Source organism: Streptomyces kebangsaanensis (genome assembly GCF_001906585.1).
In the GTDB taxonomy this organism is placed as follows: Bacteria; Actinomycetota; Actinomycetes; order Streptomycetales; family Streptomycetaceae; genus Streptomyces; species Streptomyces kebangsaanensis.
In genome coordinates this window covers 66,616-91,733 of sequence record NZ_JUJA01000160.1, presented here as the reverse complement: position 1 = coordinate 91,733, position 25,118 = coordinate 66,616, and the positions used below count along the sequence as shown (strand labels likewise).

31 protein-coding genes and 1 tRNA gene are annotated in these 25,118 nt (G+C 70.4%); 6 read left to right on the top strand and 26 right to left on the bottom strand.

Translation table 11 applies throughout. The features are described 5' to 3' along the window. Positions 1-226: 226 nt before the first annotated feature. Positions 227-622, bottom strand: a complete 396-nt coding sequence (locus tag RH94_RS30400) for a hypothetical protein (RefSeq protein WP_073951555.1) — start codon at positions 620-622, stop codon at positions 227-229. Between the two features lie 155 nt (positions 623-777). Between RH94_RS30400 and RH94_RS30395 the strand changes: the two genes are divergently transcribed. Further along, positions 778-1,032, top strand: a complete 255-nt coding sequence (locus tag RH94_RS30395) for a GntR family transcriptional regulator (protein ID WP_073951554.1) — start codon at positions 778-780, stop codon at positions 1,030-1,032. A 39-nt stretch (positions 1,033-1,071) separates the two neighbouring features. On the opposite strand, the gene RH94_RS30390 is transcribed toward RH94_RS30395, so the two are convergent. The 10 genes from RH94_RS30390 to RH94_RS30345 form a co-directional block, all read right to left on the bottom strand. Then, positions 1,072-1,440 (bottom strand): hypothetical protein, encoded by a 369-nt coding sequence (locus RH94_RS30390; protein WP_073951553.1) that lies wholly within the window; start codon positions 1,438-1,440, stop codon positions 1,072-1,074. Continuing rightward, positions 1,440-4,802, bottom strand: a complete 3,363-nt coding sequence (locus tag RH94_RS30385) for a phage tail tape measure protein (protein WP_073951552.1) — start codon at positions 4,800-4,802, stop codon at positions 1,440-1,442. The genes RH94_RS30390 and RH94_RS30385 overlap by 1 nt, the downstream gene beginning before the upstream one ends. Before the next feature lie 3 nt (positions 4,803-4,805). Then, positions 4,806-5,369, bottom strand: coding sequence for a flotillin family protein (locus tag RH94_RS30380; RefSeq protein WP_073951551.1), 564 nt, complete (start codon positions 5,367-5,369; stop codon positions 4,806-4,808). After that, positions 5,366-5,647, bottom strand: coding sequence for a hypothetical protein (locus tag RH94_RS30375; RefSeq protein WP_073951550.1), 282 nt, complete (start codon positions 5,645-5,647; stop codon positions 5,366-5,368). The genes RH94_RS30380 and RH94_RS30375 overlap by 4 nt, the downstream gene beginning before the upstream one ends. A 404-nt stretch (positions 5,648-6,051) precedes the next feature. Next, complete coding sequence (locus tag RH94_RS30370) at positions 6,052-6,378, bottom strand: hypothetical protein (RefSeq protein WP_073951549.1); 327 nt, start codon at positions 6,376-6,378, stop codon at positions 6,052-6,054. A gap of 93 nt (positions 6,379-6,471) precedes the next feature. Continuing rightward, a complete protein-coding gene (locus tag RH94_RS30365) occupies positions 6,472-6,804 on the bottom strand; it encodes a zinc ribbon domain-containing protein (protein WP_073951548.1) in 333 nt (110 codons plus the stop codon). Beyond that, on the bottom strand, positions 6,801-7,523 hold the full coding sequence (locus tag RH94_RS30360) for an ATP-binding protein (protein WP_073951547.1): 723 nt from the start codon (positions 7,521-7,523) through the stop codon (positions 6,801-6,803). The genes RH94_RS30365 and RH94_RS30360 overlap by 4 nt, the downstream gene beginning before the upstream one ends. Further along, complete coding sequence (locus tag RH94_RS30355; RefSeq protein WP_073951546.1) at positions 7,523-8,326, bottom strand: hypothetical protein; 804 nt, start codon at positions 8,324-8,326, stop codon at positions 7,523-7,525. Before RH94_RS30355 ends, RH94_RS30360 begins: the two co-directional genes overlap by 1 nt. Positions 8,327-8,419: 93 nt before the next feature. Next, a complete protein-coding gene (locus tag RH94_RS30350; protein ID WP_073951545.1) occupies positions 8,420-8,812 on the bottom strand; it encodes a hypothetical protein in 393 nt (130 codons plus the stop codon). A gap of 140 nt (positions 8,813-8,952) precedes the next feature. After that, positions 8,953-9,168 carry a helix-turn-helix transcriptional regulator gene (locus RH94_RS30345; RefSeq protein ID WP_234426142.1) on the bottom strand — a complete coding sequence of 72 codons (216 nt, stop codon included), beginning with the start codon at positions 9,166-9,168 and terminating at the stop codon, positions 8,953-8,955. A 93-nt stretch (positions 9,169-9,261) separates the two neighbouring features. Here RH94_RS30345 and RH94_RS30340 point away from each other — a divergent pair, with 93 nt between their 5' ends. Together RH94_RS30340 and RH94_RS30335 are read left to right on the top strand one after the other, a co-directional pair. Then, on the top strand, positions 9,262-9,744 hold the full coding sequence (locus tag RH94_RS30340) for a helix-turn-helix domain-containing protein (protein ID WP_158073109.1): 483 nt from the start codon (positions 9,262-9,264) through the stop codon (positions 9,742-9,744). Beyond that, positions 9,728-11,086 carry a tyrosine-type recombinase/integrase gene (locus RH94_RS30335; protein ID WP_073951542.1) on the top strand — a complete coding sequence of 453 codons (1,359 nt, stop codon included), beginning with the start codon at positions 9,728-9,730 and terminating at the stop codon, positions 11,084-11,086. Before RH94_RS30340 ends, RH94_RS30335 begins: the two co-directional genes overlap by 17 nt. 19 nt (positions 11,087-11,105) lie before the next feature. Here the strand turns inward: RH94_RS30335 and RH94_RS30330 are convergent, their stop codons facing one another. Beyond that, on the bottom strand, positions 11,106-11,594 hold the full coding sequence (locus RH94_RS30330) for a YajQ family cyclic di-GMP-binding protein (protein WP_073951541.1): 489 nt from the start codon (positions 11,592-11,594) through the stop codon (positions 11,106-11,108). Between the two features lie 228 nt (positions 11,595-11,822). Here RH94_RS30330 and RH94_RS30325 point away from each other — a divergent pair. Then, positions 11,823-11,904, top strand: a tRNA-Tyr gene (locus tag RH94_RS30325). A gap of 173 nt (positions 11,905-12,077) precedes the next feature. Here the strand turns inward: RH94_RS30325 and RH94_RS30320 are convergent. From RH94_RS30320 to RH94_RS30260, 14 genes are all read right to left on the bottom strand, one after another. Continuing rightward, a complete protein-coding gene (locus RH94_RS30320) occupies positions 12,078-13,457 on the bottom strand; it encodes a site-specific integrase (protein ID WP_073951540.1) in 1,380 nt (459 codons plus the stop codon). A 61-nt stretch (positions 13,458-13,518) separates the two neighbouring features. Further along, the gene (locus RH94_RS30315; protein ID WP_107428864.1) at positions 13,519-13,707 is read right to left on the bottom strand and encodes a helix-turn-helix transcriptional regulator; all 189 of its coding nucleotides are present in this window, start codon (positions 13,705-13,707) and stop codon (positions 13,519-13,521) included. Positions 13,708-13,882: 175 nt separating this feature from the next. After that, the gene (locus RH94_RS30310) at positions 13,883-15,043 is read right to left on the bottom strand and encodes a DUF3631 domain-containing protein (RefSeq protein WP_073951539.1); all 1,161 of its coding nucleotides are present in this window, start codon (positions 15,041-15,043) and stop codon (positions 13,883-13,885) included. Between the two features lie 220 nt (positions 15,044-15,263). Further along, a complete protein-coding gene (locus tag RH94_RS30305; RefSeq protein ID WP_073951538.1) occupies positions 15,264-16,166 on the bottom strand; it encodes a bifunctional DNA primase/polymerase in 903 nt (300 codons plus the stop codon). An 85-nt stretch (positions 16,167-16,251) separates the two neighbouring features. Next, positions 16,252-16,428, bottom strand: a complete 177-nt coding sequence (locus RH94_RS41610) for a hypothetical protein (RefSeq protein ID WP_199881092.1) — start codon at positions 16,426-16,428, stop codon at positions 16,252-16,254. A 19-nt stretch (positions 16,429-16,447) separates the two neighbouring features. Further along, on the bottom strand, positions 16,448-16,918 hold the full coding sequence (locus RH94_RS30300; RefSeq protein WP_073951537.1) for a hypothetical protein: 471 nt from the start codon (positions 16,916-16,918) through the stop codon (positions 16,448-16,450). An 11-nt stretch (positions 16,919-16,929) separates the two neighbouring features. Then, the gene (locus RH94_RS30295; RefSeq protein WP_073951536.1) at positions 16,930-17,118 is read right to left on the bottom strand and encodes a hypothetical protein; all 189 of its coding nucleotides are present in this window, start codon (positions 17,116-17,118) and stop codon (positions 16,930-16,932) included. 22 nt (positions 17,119-17,140) lie between these two features. Further along, a complete protein-coding gene (locus RH94_RS30290; RefSeq protein WP_073951535.1) occupies positions 17,141-17,395 on the bottom strand; it encodes a hypothetical protein in 255 nt (84 codons plus the stop codon). A gap of 141 nt (positions 17,396-17,536) precedes the next feature. Beyond that, on the bottom strand, positions 17,537-19,738 hold the full coding sequence (locus RH94_RS30285) for a cell division protein FtsK (protein WP_199881091.1): 2,202 nt from the start codon (positions 19,736-19,738) through the stop codon (positions 17,537-17,539). A 92-nt stretch (positions 19,739-19,830) separates the two neighbouring features. After that, positions 19,831-20,169 (bottom strand): RRQRL motif-containing zinc-binding protein, encoded by a 339-nt coding sequence (locus RH94_RS30280; protein WP_073951534.1) that lies wholly within the window; start codon positions 20,167-20,169, stop codon positions 19,831-19,833. Continuing rightward, on the bottom strand, positions 20,166-20,780 hold the full coding sequence (locus tag RH94_RS30275) for a diguanylate cyclase domain-containing protein (RefSeq protein WP_073951533.1): 615 nt from the start codon (positions 20,778-20,780) through the stop codon (positions 20,166-20,168). Before RH94_RS30275 ends, RH94_RS30280 begins: the two co-directional genes overlap by 4 nt. Further along, positions 20,777-21,670: a DUF2637 domain-containing protein gene (locus RH94_RS30270; protein ID WP_073951532.1), complete on the bottom strand. Its 894-nt coding sequence runs from the start codon at positions 21,668-21,670 to the stop codon at positions 20,777-20,779. Before RH94_RS30270 ends, RH94_RS30275 begins: the two co-directional genes overlap by 4 nt. Next, complete coding sequence (locus RH94_RS30265) at positions 21,667-21,948, bottom strand: DUF6303 family protein (RefSeq protein WP_073951531.1); 282 nt, start codon at positions 21,946-21,948, stop codon at positions 21,667-21,669. Before RH94_RS30265 ends, RH94_RS30270 begins: the two co-directional genes overlap by 4 nt. Continuing rightward, positions 21,945-22,214, bottom strand: coding sequence for a DUF6284 family protein (locus RH94_RS30260; protein ID WP_073951530.1), 270 nt, complete (start codon positions 22,212-22,214; stop codon positions 21,945-21,947). Before RH94_RS30260 ends, RH94_RS30265 begins: the two co-directional genes overlap by 4 nt. A gap of 480 nt (positions 22,215-22,694) precedes the next feature. On the opposite strand from RH94_RS30260, the gene RH94_RS30255 reads away from it, so the two are divergent. Together RH94_RS30255 and RH94_RS30250 are read left to right on the top strand one after the other, a co-directional pair. Then, the gene (locus tag RH94_RS30255) at positions 22,695-23,483 is read left to right on the top strand and encodes a GntR family transcriptional regulator (RefSeq protein ID WP_073951529.1); all 789 of its coding nucleotides are present in this window, start codon (positions 22,695-22,697) and stop codon (positions 23,481-23,483) included. A gap of 3 nt (positions 23,484-23,486) precedes the next feature. Then, the gene (locus tag RH94_RS30250) at positions 23,487-24,242 is read left to right on the top strand and encodes a glycosyltransferase family 2 protein (RefSeq protein ID WP_073951528.1); all 756 of its coding nucleotides are present in this window, start codon (positions 23,487-23,489) and stop codon (positions 24,240-24,242) included. The last annotated feature ends 876 nt before the right edge of the window (positions 24,243-25,118 follow it).

Genomic DNA, 25,118 nt, shown 5'->3' with positions numbered 1-25,118 from the left:
GCGAGCGGGGTGGCGGACGCACATCACACCACCCCGACCCCGGCGCGGCCACGCAGCCACGCCGGACCGGGAGCCTAGCGGGACAGCGACACCTGGGTCGTCTGCCTCGGCACCGCCGGACGGCACGGCTCCGGGCACAAGAACACGTTGGGCGCGGCCCCCGTCGGCGAGTCGACGGGAATCTCCCTGGGCGTGCCCTCGATGGGCTGGTCGCAGTGGTCGCAGATCATCGCCGTCCCTCCCGCACGAGCCGGTTGAGGGTCCGCCCAATCTCGCAGCCGAGCGCGCTGGTGCGGCACCCCTCCTTGCAGCCCGGGGCGTGGTCCAGCAAGGCGCCGTACGCCCGCCGGCCGATGCAGGGGCGGCAGGCGCGGGGGAACCAGCGCATCGGGGCGCTGGGCGTGGTGCTCGACAGCGGGCTCGTCTGCTCGCCCAGGTCGACCGAGGCGGCGACGGTCAGCGGGCCGTCGCTACACCAGACGCAGTTACGGCCGTGCGCCTGGTCGTCGCGCAGGTCCTCGAGGGCGGGCAAGCCCAGCACCTCCACCACGCTGGCGGGCAGCTCCAGCAGGATGCCGGCGGGTTCTCCCGCGGTCGGAGTTGGGACTGTACGGTTCGTCACGTCGGCTCCCTCGCAGTCGGCCAGCCCCCGGGCCCGGCAGCCGCGGGGGCTATCTCGTGTCTCGGGACTGTACGCCAACTTGGTACGTCTTGGTACGTCCTCGGACGGCCTATGTAGATCTATGCCCGCCCGGGTGGTGCTCTTACGGTCACAGCATGATCGACCTGGACCGGGACGCCATGACGCCGATGTACGTGCAGCTGGCCAACGTGCTGCGCGACCGCATTCGGCGCGGGGAGATCCCGGTGGGTCGGCGGTTGCCGTCCCAGGCCGAGCTGGAGGCGGAGACCGGCGGCACGGTGTCGAGGCGGACCATCAAGAGTGCGTTGGAGGTCCTCGCCGCTGAGGGTCTGGTGCAGGGCGTGCAGGGGAAGGGCGTGTTCGTGATCGCGCTCCCCGGGAACGACTGAAGGGGCCCGGGTCACCCCGAGCCCCTTCACGCGCCGTCTCTACGCCCGCCGGTTCACCTCAACCCCGAGGCGTTCCCCCAGCTCCACCAGCCGGTCCGGATGCGCCGGACACTGCTCCTCATGCCGGGTGACCACCAGGCCCTTGCCGGACACCAGGTTCGTCAGGTCGCATGACGGACAGGCGCCCTCCAGCGACGCCGTACGGTGCGCCATCACGGCTTGCTTCAGCTCGTCCGGCAGGTCGTCGTGACACGTGGGAACGCAGAAGGTGTACCGGCCGCGCTGCCACAGCTCCATGTCGGGCAGTGCTGACACCAGCCGCGGTTCCTCCTGGCGTGCCTCGGCGAGCCATCGTTCGTTGCGCTCGCGCCGAGCCCGCCGCTGCGCCTTCGCCTTCTTGCCCCTCATCAGCCCCTCCTCCTTCCACCCAGCACCAGGTCGACGTCGCCGCCGCCCTTCTTCCGGATGCCGCGACGCATCCGCTCCATCAGGTAGTCGTCCTCGCTGCGGCCGGACGAGCGGAGCTCCAGCACCACCCGCTGCGACGCCTGCGCCCGCGCCCGGGCGGACGCGGTGTCCCACGAGCCCGGCGCCGGCGTCTCCACGAGCGAGGCCATCGTCGAGTTGACGGCGGACCGCTGCGACTCGACACCCTTCACCAGGCCCTGCGCCGTGTACTGACCCACCAGCGCCATCACCCGCGACGGACTCTTGATGCCGAGCGCCGCACGGATGCTCTTCGACATCGACTTGGCGATCGCGAGCATCTGCTTCTCGATCGCCTTCTGTTCCTTCTGCAGCCCCCGTACCAGGCCCTGCGCGGCAGCGATACCGGCCCCGTACATCGCGCTGCCAGCTGTCGCCCCGGCCTGGTTCGCCGCGGTGACGAGCGCGGCCTGCTGCGCGTTGATCTGCTTGACCTGCTGGCTGTTGGCGTTCGCCAGCGCGGCCGCGGCAGACGAGCCCTGGGTGACGCCGGCCTGAGCGATCTGCGCGATCAGGTCCGAGCGCACGCCCTTCTTCCGCAGCTGCGCGAGGTTGCGCGCGAAGGTCTGCGCGGCGGCCGTGTCCTGCCGGAGCTGGGCGAGGATCGTCTCCGCCGTCTGCGGCCAGCCGCCCGTCTGCTGCTTGGTGATGTCCGCGCCCTCGAGGACGCCCTTCTTCACGTCCGCGGCCAGCTTGTCGCGCGCCGCGATCTGATCCGCCAGGCTCTTCGTCGCGACCTTCAGCCGGGCCGCTACCTTCTGCTCCTGGCTGGCCAGCTTCAGCAGCTGCTTGGTGCCCTTCGACACCGTGGCGAGCGCCGCGGACCGCTTCTTGCCCGGTCGCAGGCCGTCGGCGATGATGTCCGCCAACCTGCCCGAGGCGGCCTTGATCTGCTTCTCCGAGCCGGTCAGACCGTCGACCAGGCCGCGGGCGATCCACTTACCTTGAGCCTTCGTGACCTTGGAGGGGCTGGCGATGCCGAGGGCCTTCGCGATCGGCCCGGGGATCATGTCCTTGGCCCAGCCGATCAGCTTGTCGCGGATCCAACCGCCCATTCCGCTGATGCCGTTCCACAGGCCCTGGACGACGTTGACGCCCTTGTCGTACAGCAGGCTGGACAGGGAGCCGATCCCGGCCGAGATCCGGCCAGGCATTCCCGCGACCCAGCCGATGAAAGCGGTGGTCTTCGTCGCTGCGGCGTTCTTGAACTGATCCCATGCCGCCGACGCCTTCGCAGCCAGGAACACGCCGAGGAGCGCCAGGGCGCCGATCGTCCGGGAGGGGAGCCCGCGCACGCCTTCCAGAAACGCATCCCACGTCCGGCCTGCAGGCCCGGCGATGTACGTGGACCACAGGCCGGCGAACCACAGGCCGAGCGCCGTGCCGAGCGTGGCCATGAAAGTCCCGGCCTGACTCGCCTTCTCACTGATCCAGCCGGTGAAAGCCGCCCACCACTCCGGGAGTTTCTCGACCGTGGTGGTGATCAGCTTGCCGACGAACGAGATGACGATCAGGCTGACGGTCGCGCCGATGGCCGCCGCGATCAACGCAGGCAGCGCGGCAAAGCCCGTCACGATCGCCCCGGCAATCGCCGCGATCTTCAGCACCTGCACCGGGTTGGCCATGATGAAGTCGGCGGCCTTCTGCCCCAGCCCGGAGATGGCTTCGATTGCCTTTGGCGCCAACTCCCCGGCCTTCTCCAGCAGCTTCTTACCGAGGAGCCCGAAGAACGACACCACGCGGTCGACGCCCTGCTCGCCGCCCTTCCCCGCCTCATCCCACAGGCCACCGAGCCGCTGCTTGGCACCGGACAGGGCGCCGTAGACGGGGCCGTTCAGGAAGTCGACCAGGTTCTGCTGCATCGTGTTCTTCGCAGAGGTGATCTTCGCCCCGAGGTTGCCCCGGAGGGCTTCACCGAGCTTGTCGGCCTCGCCCTTGGTGTCACCCATCGCGGTCTGAGCCTTGCCCATGTTCAGCTCGAACAGAGCTGAACCCAGGTCCTCGCCCGGGCCGCCGAACAGGTCCTGAATGGCCTTCTTCGCGGTGTTGGACTTTGGCCCGAGCTTCACGATCGCGTCCACCACCTTGCCCATGGCCTTCTCGCCCCGGGCGCCGCCGGCCGACACATCGTCGACGACCTTGCTCGCGTTCAAGCCCAGCGACGTGAGGGCGTCGGTCTGGGCCTTCTCGCCCCCGGTGATCCTCAGCTCAAGCTCTTTCATCGCGTCGGCAAGCTTGTCGGTGTCCTTCCAACCTGCCTGGGCGGCCTGCCTCATCAGGCCGAAGGCCGTACGGCCGGAAATGCCCGCCTTCGCGAACTGCACGCCGTACTCGGTGATCGATTCGAGGAGGTCCTCTCCCGCGACCCCGAGACCGCCCATCCCCTTCGCGATCATGTCGAGGGCCTCGGCTGAGTCCTTCGCGAGCCCGGTTTTGACCGCGACCCCCGCGGCCTGCGCGACCTGTCCAAAATCGACGTCGAAGGTTTTGCCGACGTCGGCGACCTTGCGGCTGATCGCTTCGAGCTGCCGGTTCGTGGCGTCGGGAGGGAAGAGGCCCTCGGACGCCGCGAACCGCACGACCTTAGTGCCTTCCTCGAAGTTGTCGACGATGGCGCCCTTGAATAGCCCCCCGGCGATCTTGCCGTAGTGCTTGGCGACGGCCGGGGTTGTGCCCAACTGGGCTTGGAGGCGGCCGGTGAGGCGGCCTTGGTCGATGGCCTCGGTGACGCCGCCGATCAGAGCGGCGCCCAGGGCGGCGCCCGCGGCCGCGCCCAGCGACGCCAGGGCGAGCTTCGAGGCGAGGCTCTCGCGGATGCTGCCCGCGACGTTGCCCATGCCCGAGGAAGCGCTACTGCGCATCCGCTGCATGAAGCCTTCGCCAGCGTCGTCCCCGGCGCTCTGCGCGGCACGGGTGGCGTCACCAGCGCCGCGGCGGACACTGTCGGCCATGGCGTCCCCGGCGTCCCGGGATCCGGCGTCCACGCCGTCCTCGAATCGCTGCCCGACCTGCTGTCCACCGCGGCGGGCCTGCGCCTCCGCTTCGGCGGTCGCCGCTGTGACCGCGTCGACCAGGTTGCCGCGCAGGTCACGCCATTGGCCGTCGGCGCCGCGCACCAGGCCCTGGCCGAGCTGCTCCCCGGCCTCGCGCCCGGCCCGCTCGGCGTCGTCGCCGACCTGCTGGCCGGTCTGCCGCATGGCCTGCTCGACACGGCGCAGGGTCGGCCGTACGGTCCGGTCGTCGACCTTGAAGATCGCGTTCAGCTCGCCGACCGTCAGGGCCATGGGTCAGCCCTCCGTCGGCTGCTGCACGCTCTGCCGGACGAGCCACTCAGTGTCCCGCCGCAGGATGTTTTCGCCGTCCCGCCACAGCATCGGGGCACCGTTGAAGTAGGCCCACGACAGCCCCGGAACGCGCGGGAACGGAGTGCCGGATCGCACCGGCAAAGCGGGTACTGCGTTGCCGTTCGACATGACGCGGAACGCTGCTGAGGCGTTCTCGTTGTACGCGTCGACCTCGGCCCGCAGGGCGGCGACAGCCGTGCGTACGTCCTGCATGCGGGCGTCGATGGCCTCTTGCGGGTGTTCGGCCAGGAGTCGTTCCGCCTCCGCCAGGGCGGTCGTACGGCGGCGCTCAGCCTCTTCAGCGCGGAGACGCGCTGCCCGGGATTCTGCCCGCTTGCGCTGGAGGCCGGCCCAGTATCGGTGCCCGCGGGCCTGTTCGATGTCGGCCGGTGTGACGGTGTCGTCGTCGGCGATCACGCGGGCTTCGAGTTGTTGCAGGGTGGCGTCGGCCTGGCGGACGATGGCGTCCGCGTCGGCGAGGACCTGCTCGGGGGTCTCGGTGCTCACGCTGCGTCCTCCGTTCCGGGGAGGGGGAGGCCGCCGGGGGTGCGGCGGTCGCGGCGGGCGACGCGGATGGCGTCGATGCGGTCGGCGTCCGCGGCGTCCTTCTCGCGCTGCTCCTGGGCGGCGGCCTCGCGGGCCTCGGCACGGAGCCGTGCGGCCTCCCGGAGGGCGTCCTCCGAGGCCTCCGGGTCGTCGATGCCCGCGGCTGCACGCTTGATCTCTGCGGCCCGTTGAGCGAGTCGTTCAGCCCTGGTGGGCCGGTGCTGGTCCTGCGACCCCATCCGTGTCCTCCGTACGTCCGTGTCGGTACGCGTCGAGGTCTGCGGGGGTGGTGAACCACGGTCCGGTCGGTCCGACGCGCTGGGCTCGCAAGCGTCCGGATTGGGCGAGGCGCCGCGCGTACTGGACTGAGCAGCCCAGTACGGCGGCGACCTCTTCCATGCACAACACGCGGGAAGCGAACCCGTGATCAACTGTGGCGGGTCGGGCAGTTGGGGTTTCGGGGGCGAAACCGGGGCGTGTCTGGGCGGCGTTGTGCAGCTCGCGGAGGATGCGCGCGGCCTCGGGGGTCGGGCGTCCACCGTCGGCGCGGGATTCGGAGAGCAGGCCCAGGGCGAGGATGCGGGCGAGCTGGCGGGCGTCGGCGCGCGGCAGTTGGAGCGTCAGCGTGTCCTCGGACCGGGACTCAGGGGCGGTCACGAGGCTTGTCCGGGGCGTTGGGTACGGCGATGCCCGCACGGCGCATCAAGGCGTCCACGCGGCGTTGAGCGGCCTTCAGCTTGGCCTGCATCCGCGGTGATCCCTCTTCGGCCTTCACCGCCTGGTCGTGCACGGCGTCCAGGGCGGCGGCAGCGGCAGCAGCGAGGGTGCCGGCCGCGTCCACGGTGTCGTCGTCGCGTCCGAGCTTGGCGAGTTGGGCGCGGAGGCGGGCGTCTGCGGCGTCGAGGAGATTGCGGTTGGGGTAGCCGCGGCGACGGCGGGGGAGCTGGGGGGACGGCAGCGGGTCGGCCATGGGGGGGCTCCGAGGGTGTGGGGGTGGTAGGGACCGGCGCGTACATGTCCGCGCGATGGGCTTCAAACCCGGAGGTAACCGGGGGCGCGGTTACTAGTTGGTGGGGTCGTCAGCGCGTTCGACGGTGTAGGTGGTGGTGCTCTCGCGGGCGAGGATGTGGGCGATGATCTCCGCGTCGGTGGGGTCGGGAGTGGCTGCGTTGTTCTCGGTCCAGCCGTGCCACCAGGGCTCGGTGTGGGGGTCTTCGGCTTCCCAGGCGTCGGGGTCGTCGTAGGTGGCGTACGCGTCCGCTGGCGGGGCCCAGGCGGCTTCGTTGCGGCTGGTGGTCCAGCCGTGGCCGCAGGCCCGGCAGACGTAGCGCTGGGGCTCGCCTGCCGGGTCCTGAGGTTCGGTGCTGGTGAGGCAGCGGGGGCAGTTGTCCGTCACCGGTAGTCCCGGCGGCGGTCGGCGCCCTCGATGGGGACGATGGTCGCGATCTGCGCGAGGCGGCTGACGATGCGTTCACCGAGCTTGTCGACGAGGTCGACCTGGCCGTCGGCGCGGGCGGGCAGGTTGGTCGTGATGATCAGCGGACGGCACTCGTTGTAGCGCTCGTTCAGGAGCCGGTACGTGGCTTCCTCGGTGAACTCGCTGATCTTCTCGGTGCCGAGGTCGTCGATCAGGAGGAGCGGGATCTTGCCGAGGCGCTTGATCTCGTGTTCCACGCCGTGCTCGCTGCCGCCAGGGCGCAGCAGCCCGTACATGTCGGGCGAGGTCATGGCGACCATCTCGAAGCGCTTCACCCCGGCCTGCGCGATGCGGTGGAGGGCGCCGTACGCCTGGTGCGTCTTGCCGGTGCCGAAGGGGCCGGTGAGGAGGAGGATCCCGGCGGTGCGGGGGTCGGCGACGACGCGGTCGGCCCAGGCGGTCACCTGGGGGTGGGTGGCGGTGGCTTGCTGGTAGCGGTAGGGGGTGGCGGTTTCCCAGCGGCTGAGGGCGACGGTGATGCGCTGGCGGCGGTGGTACTCGGGGTGGCCCGGCTCGTCGGGAGTCGGGGCGTCGTCGATGGGGCCGGCGGGGAGGTCGAGGCCGCGGGCGGCGAGGACCTCCTGAAGGCGGGCCATGATCTTCGGCTGGTTCTCGGCCAGCGTGGTGGGCTCGGGCATCAGAAGAATCCGTTCTGGTACACGGAGTGGTCTGTGGGCGCCTGGTAGGGCGTGTGGCCGCTGGGCCGCTGCGCCTTGGCGCTGGGGGCGTTCATGACCTCGTTGACGACGCTGGCGAGCGTCGACGGGTGGAGGCCCTTGGCCATCCAGGTGGCGATTCCGCGGCGGATGTCGTCGGGGGCGATGCCTTCGGCGAGGAGCGTCTTGATGTGCTTCGAGACCTGGCCGATGACGGAGGACGGCGGGCGCTTCTGGCAGCGCTCCAGCCACTCGCCGACGATCGTTTGCGCGGTCGGCGGCTCCGCCGACGACGTACCTGGTTCCTGACCAGGTTCACTGCCTGGTTCACTACCTGGTTCTGTCGGCAAATCTTGCCGGTCGTCCTGCTGATTTTTGCCGGTCGTCGTGTCGAAATTTGCCGGTCGCTCTGCCGTTTTTTGCCTGTCGCGGCCGGAAGATTCTTCCTGTCGCGGCTGGCAAATTTTGCCGGTCGTCAAGTCGTCCGGCTGTTCGGGGAGCCCACCGTTGAAGTCCCACACGTCCGGCCGGATGTCCTGCCTGATGTGCGAGACGAGCGCAGCATCGCCCGGGACGATCACCTTGCGGTCCGCGAGGCTCCGTACGTGGGTGCCGACGGTCCGCTTGTTGCAGCGTGCCGTGTCGGCCAGGGTTCCGTGAGTCGCGCGGCAGCCCTTCATGTCCTTGTCCACGTAGTTGGCGATCGCCACGAGCACGGCAAACTCACCCGCGTTCTTGCACCACGCGGCGTGGTTCACGGCCCAGACAAGGCCATTGGTGCTCATGGCTGGCAGATCTCCCTTGCGGACGCCCGGGAGGCCCCCAGCGCGCGGCTGGGGGCTCCCGGGGCGGTGCGGTAGGTCACGTGCGGCGCGTCGTCACTTCTCGCCGGTGATGGCGTCCCGGCCGGCCTGCAGGTTGACCGCGGACCGCAGGGCGAGCCACGTGCCCTCGGTGTCGCCGGAGGCGGCGAACGCGGCCTCGATCGCGTCGACGGCGGCGAGGAAGGCGCGGTCCTCGGCGGACTGGGGGAGCTCGCGGCCGTCCGTCTCGGCGATGATCGCGGCGAGGGTCGGGAACTCGGCGGCGAACCCCGGGTCGACGGGCGGCAGCTGCTCGGCACGCTCGCGGGTGGTCTCGACCGCGGCCGGGACGAGGGCGGCGAGGCCGGCCAGCCCAGGCATCCGGGGGCGGGCGTCCGCGTCGGCGAGCTGCTCCAGGAGCGGGACGGCGGGAACAATCTCGGCGGAGTGTGCAACAGTGGTGGACATACGTCCTCCTTCATGAGGTGAGAAGACGTCGCCCCGGTACAGCCGCCAAGCAGGCCGGGGCTTCGTCATGGATGGGCGTTGGGCCCTCAGCGCGGGATCACGCGGTGCGCCAACACCGCGCCCCCTGCTGGGGGCCGTTCTCATGCGGCGATCGTCTGGGCGTCGAGCCAGCGCTCGATGTCGTCCCAGCGGGCGCGGAGATGCCGACCGACTTTGATGAGCTTCGGGCCGCCCCCGCGGGAGGACCACTGGTAGACGGTCCCGAGCGGGACGCCGCAGTACTCGGCGATCTCCTGCGGGGTGGCGAGCGGCCGACGGGCGACCGTGGCGCTCTGGGTGCGGACAGTGCGACTCACGAGCACTCCTTGTGCTTCACAGACATCATTGCTGTCTGCTGCACAGTGTGACAGAGCTTGCCACTGATGTCTAGCTGTGGGAGTCTGTGTCTCGTGAGCACACCGCCGGAGGAGATCAAGGGCGTCATGGACGCCCTTCGCGCACGGGTCAAGGAACTGCGAGGCCGGAATGGTTGGAGTGGTGCCGAGCTGGGCGACCGCTTGGCTGCCCTGGGGGTTCCATGGAACCGGTCGGTCGTGGCCAACTTCGAGAGCGGCCGGCGCCCGGCGGTGAGCGTCCAGGAGCTGCTGGCGCTGGCGCACGTCCTCGATGTGTCACCTTCGGGCCTGCTGGTTCCCTTGGACTCCGAGCCTTACCGGATCACCCCTGAGGGAACCGAGCCCGTGAACTCGGCCGATGCCTGGCTGTGGATCACAGGCCGCCGGCCTCTCCCCGGCTCGTCGAAGGCCAGCGAGCGCCTCTTCTTCACCGAAGCCCCGACCGAGGTCGGCCGTGGCGAGCGAGACGAAACCACCGGGCTCTACGAGTGGTACGAGAAGATCGACTCAGGGGGAGCCGATGGCGACCGTCTATGACCGGTGGCACTACTCGCGCCCGCCGAAGGGCGCCGAACCGTGCGCGGAGCACTCCAGCAAGACGCGCGTCCTGGTCCCCAGCAAGGACCACGGCAAGGGGAAGCGCTGGCAGGTCCGTTGGCGGGACGCGGCCGGAGAGCAGCAGAAGGAGAACTTCGCGAAGCGGAGCCAGGCGGACACCCGCGCGGCCACGATCGAAGCGGACTTGGCCCGGGGCCTGTACGTCGACCCGGCGGCCGGCAAGGAGAGCTTCCGGGCGGTCGCCGAGCGCTGGCGGACATCCGCCGTGCACAAGGGCGGCACACCCTCACGTGTAGAGCGGGCCCTGCGGCTGCACATCCTGCCCACGTTCGGGGACCGGCCGATCGTGACGATCCGGCCCTCGGAGGTGCAGGCCTGGGTCAAGGACCGGGCGCAGGTCCTCGCCCCGTCCACACTCCGGGTGACGTTCTCCTATCTGGTCACGATCATGGGTACGGCCGTACGCGACCGGACGATCGCCATCAACCCGTGTGCCGGCATCAAGCTGCCGGAGGCGCGGCGACCCGAGATCGTGCCCCTGCACAAGGACGCGGTGCACGCCCTGATCAACTCGGCCCCGCCCCGGTACCGGGCGATGATTCTGCTCGCCGTCGCCTCAGGGCTGAGACAGGGCGAGGTCTTCGGCCTTGAGGTGGACTGCGTCGACTTCCTGCGCAGGGAGGTGAAGGTGCGGCAGCAGCTCATCACCCCGGATAAGGACGTCGACGCCGACGAGGACGAGACGCCCGAGCCGTACCTGGGTGAGCCGAAGACGCACGAGAGCTACCGCACCGTGCCCCTGGCCGGTCTTGCGGTCGACGCTCTGGCGGCCCACCTTCAGCAGTACCCGGCGGCCGTGGTCGACATCGAGGACCGGACGGACCCGCGGAAGCTGAAGCGCCGGAAGGCGCGCATGCTGTGGACCAACGACCGTGGCGTGGTGCTGAAGCGGGCCAGCTGGTCGCACGTGTGGGCGCGCATGGAGGAGCGGGCCAACGAGGCGCTCAGCAGGGAGTACGCGGAGGCGTACGCGGCCTGGGTGCAGCGCGGCCGGCCGAAGGGCCAGGAGCCCGCGCCCGTGCGGGTGCCGGAGGGAGCGAGCATGCACGACCTGCGGCACTTCTACGCCTCGGCGCTGATCAAGAACCGGGAGAGCGTGAAGACGGTTCAGCGGCGCCTCGGCCACTCGAAGCCGTCGATCACGCTCGACATCTACACCCATCTGTGGCCGGACGACGAGGACACAACGCGGGCGGCCGTTGAGGCGGTCCTCGGCGATGTGCCCGCGTTGTGCCCTCCGGCAGAGTCCGTTTCCGGTTAGTGCAGGTCAGCCGCTCGGGTCACCGGTAGTTCACGAACTGCAGCGCGAAGTCGAAGTCCTGACCCTTGAGCAGGGTGATCACAGCCTGCAGGTCGTCGCGGCTCTTGGAGCTGACGCGCAGCTCTTCACCCTGGACCTGGGCCTTCACGCCCTTGGGGCCCTCGTCGCGGATCAGCTTGGCCACCTTCTTCGCGTTCTCCTGGGAGATTCCCTCCTTGATCGACGCGAAGAGCTTGTACTCCTTGCCGGACAGCTGCGGCTCGCCCGCGTCCAGGGCCTTCAGCGAGATGCCGCGCTTGATCAGCTTGGACTGGAAGACGTCGAGGACCGCCTTCACCCGGTCCTCGGAGTTCGCCTCCATGAGGATCTTTTCACCGGACCACGAGATCGAGGCACCCACGCCCTTGAAGTCGTAGCGCTGCGAGATCTCCTTGGCGGCCTGGTTGAGGGCGTTGTCGACCTCCTGCCGCTCGACCTTCGAGACGATGTCGAAACTGGAGTCGGCCATGTCCTGTGGCTCCTTGTATCGAGGTGCGTGTCGGATGCGTGTCGGCGGGCGTGGGGAGGCCGCCGGGCCCACCCATCGAGCCGCGGGCCGCATCCGCACCAGCCTAGTCATCCCCCGTCCCCGCGGTGCCGATCAATCAGGTGGCGAAGCACCCCTCCGCATCGGGTATTGTTTACGTCGTTGCCAGGGAGCACCGCCGAAAGACGGTTCGAACGGGCAGCACCACCCGGCGGTGTGCCCGAGCGGCCAAAGGGAGCAGACTGTAAATCTGCCGGCTCAGCCTTCCCAGGTTCGAATCCTGGCGCCGCCACACTGAAAAAGACCCCCTCTGATCAGCCTATGCGGCAGATCAGAGGGGGTCTCTTCGCTCTTGGCCGCTGTTCGATTCAGCATCGGATCCGGGCGGCGTGTCTCACTCTGTGTCGCCCGGATCCCACCTCTGATCAGGGCGTGTCCCCCAGGTGTCCCCCGGGGGAGACGCGGTCACTCGGGCTCGTTCCACTCCCGTAGCGCCGCATCGATCCGGCTGTTGGCCCGTTCGCGGGTCTGGTCCAAGACCTTGGCGTACACCCTGTGCAGTACCGCGATGCTGTGGCCGGCGCGGCGGGCGCATTCCATCGCGTCCACTCCCGAGCTGAGCCAGAAGGACACCCCAGCGTGACGGAGATCATAGGGACGCCGGGCCAGTAGGGAAGCGGTCTCAGTCTCAGTCAGCACGTTCTCGCGAGCCTTGGCCCACACCTCCCCGTATCCGGTCTCCTGTAGGAGACCGCCGCGGCTCGTTCGAAAGAGCCGGCCATCGGGCGCCGTGCCGTGCGTTGCGAGGTGCTGCCGGAGCATTCGCACGAAGTGGGGCGGGATGGGCACCGGGCGCGAGTCCTTCACGGCCCGTGCCTTGAGATGGCGGGTTTCGTGGGCCGTCCCGTCATCCGTCCAGTTCCGCCCGGCGCGGACGATTCCCTGACGCAAGGTGAGGACTCCCCACCCCTTGTCAGGCAGGTGGCACTGAGCGGAGCGGAGCGCAGCGGCTTCCGCTGGCCGCATGGCCGCGTAGTACAGGCACCCGAAGAATGCTTCGAGGTGCTGCCCGCGGGGGCCTTGCTCTCGCACCCCAGCCAACAGGGCTCGCACCTGCCGTGGATTGGCGACGCTTTCGGGGTCGACCTCTTCCACGGCTTTCGGGGCGGCCCACTTCACCGCGGTGAGGGGATTGACCGGAATGGCGAAGTACTGCTCTTCCACGGCGAGCCCCAAGACGTCGCTCAGACAGGCACGCTTCCGCTTGGCGGTGCGCGGCGCGGCCGTCTTCCCGTCCATCTTCAGGGCCAAGGCGTCCAGAGCCAGACGCACCGCCGCAGGGTCCTCCAGTGCTGAGACGGGCATGGAGTGCTTGGCCACCCAGCGGAGAGCTTGGGCGATATCGTCAGGCGGCGTCTGATCCCACCGGTTGCGGTTGTACGCCCACCCGTACAGCGCACGCCGCAGTAGCGCCGCGTCCGGCATCCCCGCCTTCGTCTTCACGAGAGCGGGCGTGATCGTGGCCAACGCGTCGGCGTAGTTCTTCCGAGACTTCGCCGGCGCGCTGGCCCACTTGCGGTCGATGTAGGCGCGGGTGTGGTCGTACCACGTGATGGAACCTTGCTTAGCCCGCAGCTCAGAGACGGGAAGGCCGGTGTCCTCGTCGAACTGCTCACCGCGCCGGACGGCAGACATGATTTCTGAACGGCGGCCGTCGGCTTGAACTTTCAGCGTGTAGCTCTTCGAGTGCTTCCGCTCGCCGACAAGCCACCGCACGCGGTAGGGCTTCGGACGGTCTCTCCGCACCTCGATCGAGTAGACGCGAATGTCGTAGGTCAGTGCCATGCGTACTCCAGAAGAGGGCCCGCCAAACGGCGGGCCCTCTCGGTTATCGTGTTCGACGTGGTCAGGCGGCGGTTTCTTCCATGGACGCCCACCAGTCGTCCAGGTCGCTGCGGCGGCAGCGGATCTGCCCGTTGGGCAGCTTGATGAGCCTTGGGGCCTTGCCGCGGGCGCGCATGCGGTAGAAAGCGGCGCGGCTCATCTCGATCTCTTCGAGCACTTCGGGGAGCTTGAGCATCTTGGTGCCAGCCAAGGCGGTGACTCCTTTTCGGGGTGAGGCGTTCCGGGGCCGTCTCAGAAGTCCGCTACATCCGCTACAGCGCTACATCGCAGGTCAGCGGGTGGTTTTTTGTAGCGGAGGGGTGGCGTGTAGCGGCTACGCACGCGCTACGGGGTGGCGGGCGTAGCCGCTACAGGCTTCGGTGCCGCTACAGATTCACCGGCTCTGAGCTGGGCTGTAGCGGCGTAGCGGATGTAGCGGCTTCCTGGGGAGGGGGCGGGCAGTAGCGGGCCCACGCGTCTTCCAGGTCGGCGGTCACGAAGCCCTTGAGGACTCCGCCGGCGGTGCGGATGTTGCGGGAGCGGATCGGCTCGTTGTCGGCCGTCATGTACTCGGCGAGCATCCGGGACAGGCGGCGGTGGTCGAGCGGCCGGCCGTCCAGGTCCGCCCACGGCGCGTCATCGAGGGCGTTGAGCCGGTCCAGGATGGCGATGGTGGGCACGCGGTCCATGCCGATGAGCACGTGGTCGCGCAGATCGGTCAGCAGCCGGATACCGAGACTGTGCTTGTCGGTGGTCTGGGATGCCTTGACCAGCGTCACGCACGCTTCACGCGCCCGGCGCGGCCAGTGGCCGCCGGCCGCGTCGGCGACGGCGAGCAGGGGTTCCCACACGTCGGCCGGCCGGTCAGTGACTCCGTCGGGCATCTCCGGCCACGCCCCGACGATGGAGGCGCGGGCGTGTTCGGCCCACTGCGCGAGCCGGTCGCGCAGCTTGTGCCCCTCGGCCTCGTGGATGCGGGCCCGGAACGGCTCCACACGCTCGTTGCGGGCGCGGCGGCGCATGCGGATGACGACGGAGCGGGTCAGGATCGTGTCCGGCAGCGAGCCGAGTCCGGCGACCGCGACCGCGCAGTACGACGGGAAGGCTTGCACGGTCTGGTTGCCGCCGTCGCCGATGCACCGGTAGGTGACCCCGGAGCGCCGGTGGCCGGCGTTGAGGAACCCGCGCAACTCCTCGTTGTCCCCCGCCTTGGGCCCAAAGATGGTGTCGATCTCGTCGAACAGGATCGTCGGCCGGCCGTCGGCCCCGGACACCGCCCGGAACAGGGCGGCGGCGGAGGCGTTGACAGCCGTCATCGGGTGTGGCACGAGGGTTTCCACGATCTCCAGCGCCCGCGACTTCCCGGACCCCGGCTCGGGGGAGAGAAACGCGAGCCGGGGCGTGGAGTCGAAGCAGTCCAACAGGTGCGCGTGCGCGTCCCACAGGGCGACCGCGACGAACGCGGCCTCGGTGGGGAAGACGTTGAAGCGCCGGTGGAAGGCTTCCACCTCGTCCAGCAGCGCGGCCCCGTCGATGGTGGGGGTCATGCGGCGGCCCTTCCTTCCTGGGGGTTGCGCAGGGGGCAGGTGTCGCGGTGGGCGGTGTGGCCGTCGCCCGGGTGCGGGTCAGGGCGAAGAGCAGAAGGGACGCCCTGACGGGCGGCGCCTGTCGGCTCGCCTACAGCCGTCGGGAGCGCGGCCGGTTGGGCGGCGCGTGGGCCGGTGGCGGTGGGGGGTTGGCCTTCCAAGCGGGGGCGGGGCGGGGTGGTCATGCCGCCTCCCGGGGCCGGGCGGTGCGCAGGGAGCTATCCAGGGCGCTGCGGATCGTGGCGCGGCACTCGGCGGCGGTGAGTCCCCGGGCCTCCCCAGCCGCTTGGAAGGCGTCCTCTGCCACGTGCCGGGGGAGGTCGCCCCACGCGACGAAGCGCCCCACCTTGAAGGCGCACCGGTTGAGCGTGACGTTGCGCAGCCCGTCCGGGGCCGCAGCAACGACCGCGCATTCGGCTTCCAGCGCGGCCAGAGCCGCGCGGCTTCCGTCCACCGCGGGGAGCCTGAGCGGGCCCACGGGGCGCGCGGGCGCGGGTTGCAGGATGCTTTGCAGCCACGCGGGCAGTACGGCCGTCTCAGAGCCGCACAGCGCTTCGTACGGTCCGGCGGGGGTGATGCTGCCCGCGGCGACGACGTAGCCGCCCCACGCGCGGGTGTCCACCGAATCCGCAACGGTCCCGGCGGTGTTGGTCAGGCGGATGCCGTTGGGGGCGGTGAAGTACAGGTGTTGTCCGCCGCTTGCGGTCCGGGTGCGGTAGGTGGTGGGGACGGCGTGTCCGGCGCGCTCGCAGAGCGCCTTGAAGGTCGCCGCGCCGCAAGGCGCGTCCGAACTGCCCTTGTGCTCTGGCGTGTCCAGGTCGACCACCACGAGCCGGGAGGGGCCGGTGGCGATGCCGACGTTGAACGGCGCCTGCGACCAGGCGGCGCGGATACGGTCCGGGTCGGTGGTCGCGCGCTGCTCCCACTTGCGGTGCCCGCTCGCGCAAGGGCCGGTACGGGTGCAGGCGGCCTCTCCGTGCAGTGCGGGCCGCTTCGTACCCGGGCGTAGGGGGAAGACGTGCCAGCCGCGGGCGGCGGCGTCCAGCGCTGCGGACAGCAGCGCGGAACGGTCGTCATGGGTCATGCTGGAGATCTCCAGTTCTCTTGGCAGTGCTGGGTGACAAGGGCGGCCCCGATTCATTGGCGTGAGGGGGTCGCCCTTGGCGTAGCTAGCGGTCCGGGGTGGGCCGCGGCTCGGGGCGGTGGTCGGCGGTGACGTACAGGCGGGTGCGCTGACCGTCGCGGGTGGGGTAGGTGCGTACGGCGCCGGCGGTGAACGCGCCGTTGAGTGCGGCGGTGATCCGGTTGGTGTCGTTCGGGTCGCAGATGATGCGGATCTCGAACACGGGTCTCCTGTCGGGGTGTTCAGCCGTTGAAGTGGCTGCGCTTGATGACGGCTTTGCGGATGTGGACGGTGCTGCCGCGCGCGCCGGTCATGGCGCGGGCGGGGGTGCGCCAGGCGAGTACGGCGAGCGCGATCCAGACCAGGGCGCCGGAGCCGAGTCCGGCGAGCGCGTTGATGGCCTCGCCGATGCCGTAGCCGACGCCGGCCGCGAGGGCGCCGCCGCCGATGCCGGCGCCCACCAAGCGCTGGGCGAGGGGGTCCAGCAGGGGCAGCGGGGTGAGGTCGCGCGGCTCGGGGCGGACCATCGGGGGCGGGGCGAGGTGCTTGGGCATGGGGACCATGCGCCCGTAGGCGTCGGGCACCCACACCACCGGCCCGCGCTCTGCGGCCAGTTTGACCGCGGCCGGGGCCGGCGCGTACGGCTCGACCGGCACCACCGGGGCGGTGTCGAGCGATTGCGCGAGGGGTGCGGGCAGGGTCGGTTCGTTCACGGCGGTGCTCCTCACGGGCTGGGGAGCGCGATGATGACGGCGCTCATCAGGGAGTTGACGGTGTCGGCGGCGCCGGTGGAGGCGAGGTAGAAGCCGAACATCACGGCGACGAACGCGGAGCCGGCCCCGAGCGCCCGGGTGCGCAGCAGCAGGGCGAGCAGGGCGCCGAAGAGCAGGGCGAGTGAGATGGTCACGGCCACGGGCGCGTGCCTCCTTCGGGGGTCAGTCGGCGGTGCCGGCGCGGTAGATGCGGGCCCACCGGTTGTAGAGCCAGCGGCCGACACGGATGCGCTTGCCGGTGGCGCGGCAGCGGCGGCAGTCCTTGCCGCGCTTCGTGCGTCCCTTGCGGTCGGTCTTGAGCGCGTGGCCCATGCCACGGCACTTACGACAGTCGCCGAACGGCGAGATGGCACACAGCCCGCCGTAACCGAGCGTGACGGCAAGCAGGCAGGCGATAGCAGCGAGGATGGGGGTCATCGGGGGCCCTCTCAGGCGGTTTTCCAGGGTTTCCGCAGGTGGGCCGCTATCCGCTAGCGGCCTGATCAGAACGGGTGTGGGGCGCTAGCGGGGCCGCTAACGTTAGCGGGGTGTGCCGCTATCGTTAGCGGCCCCGGAGCCTCAGCCCGCGTCCCGCTTTCCGTCACGCTCCGCAATCGCGGCCACGATGTGGGAGCGGTCGATGCCGCGCCGGTTGACCACCTTGCCGCCCGTCCGGCGGCCCACCTGGATGGTGCTCACGCCGTGCGGCTTGAGCGCGGCGGCGAGGGCGTCGGGGTCCCAGCCGTCGTAGACCTCCGGGCGCAGGTCGGCGAGCCGGGCGACGACCGTCTCGGACCAGACCTTGGCTTCCTTGGCGGGGACGACGGCGAGGATGTCGGCGAGCAGGTCGTAGGCGGCCACGCTCGGCTCGGGTGCCTCCCCGAGCGCGTGCCCGGCGAGCAGTCCGGCCTTCTCGCGGGCGCGGCGGGCGCGGGCGGCGATCGCGTCGGCGCCGCCGGCGTCCACGTAGACGGAGCGGACGATGCGGGCGTCGGAGCCCTCGCCCACGAAGTAGTGGATGCCCTTGTCGCCCCAGGCAAACATGGTCGCGCGCACGCCACGCTTGTAGGCGGACGTGCCGAGCACCATGTCGTTCTCCAGCTGGCCCATCACCTTCAGACACCAGCGAGCGGAGGCATTCGCGCTGATGCCGGTGGGCAGCGACTTCGCATCCGGGCGCTGCGTGGCCAGCAGCACCACGATGCCGGTGGCCGGGCCGCGCTTGACCAGGTCGGTGATGATCTCCTCGAACTCCTTGCCGTGGTCGCCGTGCTCGAACAGCACCTGGCACTCGTCGACGCCGACCACGATCGGGTGCAGGCCGAGCGAGCGCTTGTCGGCAAGGGCGCTGGTCACCTTCGACTCCGGACAGATGTCCCGCGGCAGCGAGCGGATGGCCTTGGTACGGCGGCGCAGTTCCTCGCGCAGGGCGCGGAAGTCGTCCAGGGCGTACCCGATGGCCTCGTCGTCGTCGCCGGCGGCGTGCCGGTAGCCCACCGCGTTGCCGACCGGGTCCAGGTCGCCGGTGCCCTTCATGTCGTAGCTGTGCAGCTCCGCCCGCGGGTCCAACGCGGCGATGAGCAGCAGCAGCCGCAGCAGGAACGTCTTGCCCATGCGGGGGATGGCCCCGATGACGCCGGCGATGTACATCAGCGTCACCTCGGTCCAGCGTCCGCGCTGGTCGGTGCCGTAGGCGACCGGCTTGAACAAGTCGACCGAACCCGACTTGAGCAGCGGCCACGCCGGCTGTGCGGCGCGGGACATGTCCTGATCCCCGACCCACAGCACCAGGTGCCCGGTGTGTTCGTCCGGCACCGCTTCGGGCCACACGCACCCCAGCGGCCGGCGCAGCCCGGACGCCAGGCGTTCCCGGCGCTCGATGATGTCCGTGACGGTCACGCCGTAGGGGAGGTTTCCTTCCGCGCGCCAGCCGGGGCCGTCGCGGGTGATGGGAGCGGTGAACTCGAACCCGTCCCGCCCCTTGCCCTGCGCCTGGTTGATCGCCGGAATGCCCAGCGCCCCGAGGGCGCGCAGGACGATGTCGCTGGTGAGCTTGGTTGCCTTGGGCAGTTCCACCGCCCGGTGGATGACCGGGGCGTCCGCCTTCCGGCCCGTGTAGCCCAACGCCATGACGACCGCGCTCACCGAGACGACCTGAAGCCAGGTCGGGGCGAGCACGTACAGGGCGAGTGCCGTGGCCAGGCCGGTGAACAGGCCCAGTACCGCGACGAGGGTGCGCAGCCGGACCCGTCCGTCCCGCTGCCGGGACAGCTTCAGGTACTCGGCGGCGTCCTCGCGGCGCACGGCGGCGAGCCGGACCGGTTCGCCCTCGCGGTCGGCCATCCACCGCATCATGCCGCCGACGAACCGCGCGGCACCGGTCGGTGCCTGCAGGGCGAGCCGGGCGGCGTAGGCCGGAGCGCGCAGCGCGTGGTAGCCGATCGTGTGGGCGTAGTGGCGGGCCACCCACGCCGACGCCGTACGCAGCTCCGAGACGGAGCGCATCCAGGCCGGGACGACCGCGCGGCGCCGGGCGCCGGCGAGCCGACCCAGGTAGCCGGGACCGGCCGCGGCCGGGGTGGGCTGGTCGACCATGACGGGGGTGGTCGGATCGGCCGACGCGTCGGCGGCGGGTCGGGTGGTCGGGTCGGCCGACCCGGTGCGGGCCGACCGTGCCTTGTCGAGGTCGACCACGTCCGCCCCGGGGTCGGGGCGGGAGTCGGCGGCCATCTCCGCTTCCAGGCGGTTGAAGAGTTCGTTGTCGTCGTCGGGGTGCTTCACTGAGAGTCCCTTCCGAATCGGGGAGGAAAGGCGGGGTCCGGCCGACGCTGTGGCAGGTGGGCGGACGGACCCCGCGGCAGAAAACGTGCAGTTCAGGCGGCGCGCTGTTCCTCGGGATAGGCGCAGGTCCCGCACACCCCGAGCGAGGTAGGGATGACGTATCCGGCATCCCGTCGGCACTCGGGGCAGGTGCGGCGGGCGGCGTTGGCCTTGGCCAGGGCCGCCCATTTCGCCGGCGTCATCGGCCGGACGGGCTTGGCGGCATCGATGCGGTAGAGGTGGGCGACCAGCGGCGGCCGGCGGCGCCGGGGCCGTTCGAGCTGAGCGGCCACGTCCTGACCGCCGGGCCGCAGTCCGCGGGCCCGGAGCTGTCGGCGGGTGGCGTAGCCGTCCGGCGCCAGGCGCCACCGGTAGACAGGCAGGGCGCTCACGCGGCACCACGGCGACCGGGCCGCCGACCGGCAACAGATGCCAACAGCCGGCCCCACCGGGCCCGGCGCACCCGGGACGGCGAGCGTTTCGCGGCGTACATCGCCTCATCCGCGCGGCGCAGCAGCCCGGACAGATCCTCGCCCGGGTGGTCGGCGCGGCGGACCCAGCCCAGCGACACCGTGGTGTGCACCTTGGGGAGGTCGTCAGCCGGACGAGCCAGGACGCGGGCGAGGATGTCGAGCCGTTCCCGGGCGCTGCCGTCGCGGTCGACGAACACGGCGGCGAACTCGTCACCGCCCAGCCGTCCCGCCACCCCGCCCCGGCCCACGCCGTGGCCCAGCCGGGCGGCGGTGGCGGCGAGCAGGGCGTCACCGGCGGCGTGGCCGAACGTGTCGTTGACCTGCTTGAAGCGGTCGACATCCGCCAGGACGACGACCGCCCGACGGTCGCGCAGCAGGCGGCGGGCCCGACGGGTGAAACCGTCCCGCGTCCACAACCCGGTCAGAGGGTCCCGCCGGGCACAGTGCAGACGGCGCACCATCCACACCGTGTGGACACCCCACGACAGGCCCAGCACCGCCGCCGCGATCGCAAGTCCCGCGGTACTCACGCGCTCACCCCCGCACCGGCGGCCCGCTCCGCAAGGAGCGTGTCCCGCAACATCCGCGCGTTCGCCGGCGAGGTACGCACCGCCCGGCGGATGCCTTCGGCGGTCACCCTCCCGTCCGGCCAACCGGCCGTTGCCGCACGCGCTTCAGCGAGCAACTGATCCGGCGTCCGCTTCGGACGGGTCGACCTTGCAGCCGCCGGGACACGGCCCGTGGCGCGGCGCGATCGGGTCGACTCAGCGGCCACCGGACGCGGGGTAATCGACCGGACCGAAACAGGGTCGATCTGCGCGAGCGGCTTGAGCGGCAGAGCCGACTTCCCCAGGTCGACCGGCACCGGATCGGGTACGCGCACCACTGACGCCATAACCGGGGCCAGGGTCGATTCCGGCTGGTCAGCCGTAGACCGAATCATCTCGGTCTCGGTGGATTCCTCCGCATTCGCGACCGGTGCGGGAATCGGGGCGGGGCGGTGGTGTAGCACCTTGGCGACCAGGTCCGATCCGAAGTAGATCGACCCGACCGGAAGCGAGGTGGCTAGCAGCACGAGCGCCCAGTTCGCCGGGTCCCAATCGGCCAGTCGGCCCCAGTCGACCCCGCGGCCGTGCAGCTCGGGGACCAGGCCGTGCACGTAGTTCAGGACCAGGGAGGCGGCGGTGTAGGTGCCCAGCACCCGCAGCGCGAACGTCCGGTCACGGTCGACCAGAACGAGGGTGGCGACCAGGGCGAGCGCCATCAGGCCGTCGACCACGAATGGGTACAGCATCGCGGCCGTGCCATCCGCGCCGACGGCGCCGGCGATGTCCCGCAGCGCGTTCCATGACACGCGGAACGCCATGGCGACGACCACGACCAGCGCGGCCACCAACAGAACCTTGCCCGTCCGGTTCATGCCGCCACCGCCTCTCGCGGACGGACGGCGACGGCGGCGATCAGGACGACCGGCGTGCGGTCGTCGTCGGGGTCGCGGCTGTCCTCCACCCACGACCACTCCGCACCGGGCGCCACGTCGTAGCCGAGCGCAGCCAGCACCGCACGGCGTTCCGCCATGGTGGGCACCGGGCCGGACCGTTCCCACCGGAAGGTGGGCCACTCGGCTGCTCCGAGCAGAGCGACGTACAGGCGCCACGGCCCGCCGTCACTCGACATCTGTGCGGTGAGCGTGCTCATGCAGCACCGCCCGGCACGCTCGCGCCGGCGGAGCGGTTGGCCAGCTCCCGGCGCGCGGCGAGCAGGCGGCGGCGGGCGCGGCGGATGCGCTGGGTGTCCAGCTCGGTCGGCGTGCGGTCCAGGGTGATGATCTGCGCGTCGATCAGGTCGACGTCCGCCAGGACGACGGGCATCTCCTGCTCGATCGCGTCCAGTTCCGCGGCCGTCGGCTCGATCCAGTCGGTGAACGCGGTAACAGCGTCCTGAACAGTAACGATGTGAGTCATTGGGTCGTGTACTCCCTTGCAGGTGGCAACGGCCCGAACCGCGCCCCCGGTGTTCCCGCACCGGGGGCGCTCGCCGTTGGGGTCGGAACATCCGGCTCCCCTCAGCGCTGCTCGTACGAGACGAGCAGCGGAGGCAACCGGCCGCGGCGCAGGAAGCGCCGCGGTAGGCGGTGGTCGTACTGATGTCTCCTTCGGGAACGCGAGCTCCCGTTTCAGGCGTATGGAGACGTGACCTTTCGGTCTAAGCCCTCCGAACTGCCAAGGGGTCCGGGTCCCTCGCCCCCGCAGACGCGGGGCCTCATGACCCCCGAAGGGGCCCTTTACGTGCAAGACAGAACAGGGCAGGAAGCGACGCACGACTCCCTGTCCTCAACTCCTCTTTAGGAGTTGGGAAGACTATGGCGGACTCCCCGGGAGTCGTCAACACCTCTTGAGGACTTATGCTGAGAGGGCCCACCAGACAGGGACGGTGAACACCACATGGCCAAGGCGTACGAGCGCATCGCCGACGATCTGCGGCAGCGCATCCGCGCAGGTGAACTCAAGCCGGGCGAGCGTCTGCCCGCCGAAACAAAGCTTGTGGACCAGTACCGCAAGAGCCTGCCGACCGTGCGCCAGGCGCTCGGCGTGTTGCAGGCGGAAGGGCTCATCGAGAAGCTGCACGGGCGCGGCAACGTGGTCCGCAAGCCGCGCAGGTTGGTGACTCGGACCAACGAGCGTCACCAGTGGGAGAAGGACCGGGCGCGGCAGTCGCTGGACGAGCGCCAGCAGACCGGCGCCACGGAGCGCGACACAGGCTTGGCCGTCTCTGACCTCGTCTTCAGTGCCGAGTTCAGCGAGACGGCGGCTGATGAGGATCTCGCCAAAGCCTTCGGCGTACCGGTCGGCACGCGCCTGCTGGAACGCGTGTACCGCACTCGGTACCGGGAGGAAGAGGCACCGTTCAACGTCTCGCGTTCCCGGCTTCTCTACGACGTGGCCGCAGCCAACCCGGCTTTGCTCGATGCGACCAACGAGCCGTGGCCCGGGGGCACTCTGAACCAGCTTCACAGCATCGGCATCGAGGTGGACCGTGTAGTTGAGCGGATCACGGCCCGCCCGCCCACGTTCGAAGAGTCCGAAGACCTGGGCCTGACGGCGGGTGTAGCTGTCATGGTCCTTCGGAAGACATGTGTTGACACCGGTGGGCGGGTAGTGGAGGTAGCCGACGTGACGTTGCCCGGGGACCGAACCGAGCTGGAGTTCACGACTCCGCTGGACAGGTGGTGAGCCGTGGTCCATATCGTCACGGTCATTACCGCCGTTCACGCACCCGCAGCGGAGCACCTGCCCGCGGCCTACAAGTCGCTCACCGAGCAGGAACTACCGAACGGGTGGGAATGGCAGTGGGTCATCCAGGAAGACGGCGAGACGGACGCTGTAGCGCCGTACGTGCCTGAAGACGACCGAGTGAGCTTCGGGCAGGGCCGCGCTGGCCGTGCGGCCATGGCCCGGACCATGGGCCTGTCCCGAGCGCGCGGCGAGTACGTGAAGGTGCTGGACGCGGACGACATGCTGACCCCGGGCACTCTGGCCCGGGACATCGCCGCCCTTGCGGGTGGCGAGATCGGGTGGACCACGTCGCGGGTGCTCGATCTGCTGCCCGATGGCAGCACCGTGGGCTTCGACCAGGACCCGCCCGCGGGCCCGATCGAAACGGGCGCCGTGCTGGACCACTGGAAGGCTCACGACTACCGGGCGCAAGTCCACCCGGCAACGCTCTGCATGCGGCGTGATCTGCTGCTCGCTCTGGGCGGTTGGATGGCTCTGCCCGCGTCGGAAGACACAGGGCTACTGCTTGCCCTGAACGCGGTCAGCCGCGGTTGGTTCCACGCGGAAGTGGGCCTCCTCTACCGGAAGTGGCCGGGGCAGTCGACCAGTCACGCCGCGCACGTTCACGAGGGGGAGCGGGAGGCACGGATGGCCGTGGTGGAAGCCAGGGCGCGAGCACTGGCCGGCTTCTCGGGGTGGCGGTTCGAGGGCGCCTGACAGGCCCCGACGAACGACCGATTCCCCCATGTGTCCCCCTGACAGGCGGTTGGATGAGGAAAACGCAGGTCACCGGCCGCCGGGGCGGCCCGCTGGAAGTGGGCTGGCTGTGCTCTGGACTATTCGAGGGTGGCCAGCAGCAACGGCCAACCACCGGGAGCGGCCGTGAGGTGCGGCAGGCTGCCGCGCCTCACGGACTGGTCGAACTGTGGTCCCGCCAGCCGGGACCAAGCGCTCGACGCGCTGCGTCAACAGGTCCGGGCGGTCGGCCGCTGCATCAGGACCTCCAGTCGACATAGGCCGCGAACGCAGGGCCGGGCAGCCGGATGGCAAGACGGTCCTGCGTCGCGCGGGACAGACCGGCGAACGCGCATCCGACCGACAGTAGCCCCATGACGGTGCCAATAAAGGCCGTCCATGCCACATCGACGCCGCTCTCTCTGGTATCCGCCGAGCAGCAGCATCGTCCTGACCTGTGTATGTGCCCCAGCCCGGCCACCGGGCCAGGCTATTCGCGCCCCCCGGTCGACGAGGCTCCCGTCGTGAGAGACGAACACGCCCGAACACGAAGTCCTCTCGCCGCCGCCCCTGCCGCCGCTCTTCTCCAGATGGCACTCATCAGCTGTGAAAACTCCCGGCGTCCCAGCCAGCCCGGCAGCGGATGCACCCCCCATGCCGGCCACCGCCGTGACGATGAGGCAGAGCACCGCAGCACAGCACCACAGGAAACGCCGAACGGGCCCAGACCGGTGTGTCCGCGCCGCTCTCCGAAGAACCCGCCGCCGCGCAACAGGGCTGTCCGCGGCGGATCGCTTGGCACTGGCAGGCAAGCGGTATCCGTCGCCGCCACGAGCCGCCGCTCTGCGCCGCCGCGCC

Coding starts and splice junctions, on each gene's coding strand:
- RH94_RS30395 (WP_073951554.1), top strand. CDS start 778: ATGATCGACCTGGACCGGGACGCCATGACGCCGATGTACGTGCAGCTG.
- RH94_RS30390 (WP_073951553.1), bottom strand. CDS start 1,440: ATGAGGGGCAAGAAGGCGAAGGCGCAGCGGCGGGCTCGGCGCGAGCGC.
- RH94_RS30385 (WP_073951552.1), bottom strand. CDS start 4,802: ATGGCCCTGACGGTCGGCGAGCTGAACGCGATCTTCAAGGTCGACGAC.
- RH94_RS30375 (WP_073951550.1), bottom strand. CDS start 5,647: ATGGGGTCGCAGGACCAGCACCGGCCCACCAGGGCTGAACGACTCGCT.
- RH94_RS30370 (WP_073951549.1), bottom strand. CDS start 6,378: ATGGCCGACCCGCTGCCGTCCCCCCAGCTCCCCCGCCGTCGCCGCGGC.
- RH94_RS30360 (WP_073951547.1), bottom strand. CDS start 7,523: ATGCCCGAGCCCACCACGCTGGCCGAGAACCAGCCGAAGATCATGGCC.
- RH94_RS30355 (WP_073951546.1), bottom strand. CDS start 8,326: ATGAGCACCAATGGCCTTGTCTGGGCCGTGAACCACGCCGCGTGGTGC.
- RH94_RS30350 (WP_073951545.1), bottom strand. CDS start 8,812: ATGTCCACCACTGTTGCACACTCCGCCGAGATTGTTCCCGCCGTCCCG.
- RH94_RS30335 (WP_073951542.1), top strand. CDS start 9,728: ATGGCGACCGTCTATGACCGGTGGCACTACTCGCGCCCGCCGAAGGGC.
- RH94_RS30330 (WP_073951541.1), bottom strand. CDS start 11,594: ATGGCCGACTCCAGTTTCGACATCGTCTCGAAGGTCGAGCGGCAGGAG.
- RH94_RS30320 (WP_073951540.1), bottom strand. CDS start 13,457: ATGGCACTGACCTACGACATTCGCGTCTACTCGATCGAGGTGCGGAGA.
- RH94_RS30310 (WP_073951539.1), bottom strand. CDS start 15,043: ATGACCCCCACCATCGACGGGGCCGCGCTGCTGGACGAGGTGGAAGCC.
- RH94_RS30305 (WP_073951538.1), bottom strand. CDS start 16,166: ATGACCCATGACGACCGTTCCGCGCTGCTGTCCGCAGCGCTGGACGCC.
- RH94_RS30290 (WP_073951535.1), bottom strand. CDS start 17,395: ATGACCCCCATCCTCGCTGCTATCGCCTGCCTGCTTGCCGTCACGCTC.
- RH94_RS30270 (WP_073951532.1), bottom strand. CDS start 21,670: ATGAACCGGACGGGCAAGGTTCTGTTGGTGGCCGCGCTGGTCGTGGTC.
- RH94_RS30265 (WP_073951531.1), bottom strand. CDS start 21,948: ATGAGCACGCTCACCGCACAGATGTCGAGTGACGGCGGGCCGTGGCGC.
- RH94_RS30260 (WP_073951530.1), bottom strand. CDS start 22,214: ATGACTCACATCGTTACTGTTCAGGACGCTGTTACCGCGTTCACCGAC.
- RH94_RS30255 (WP_073951529.1), top strand. CDS start 22,695: ATGGCCAAGGCGTACGAGCGCATCGCCGACGATCTGCGGCAGCGCATC.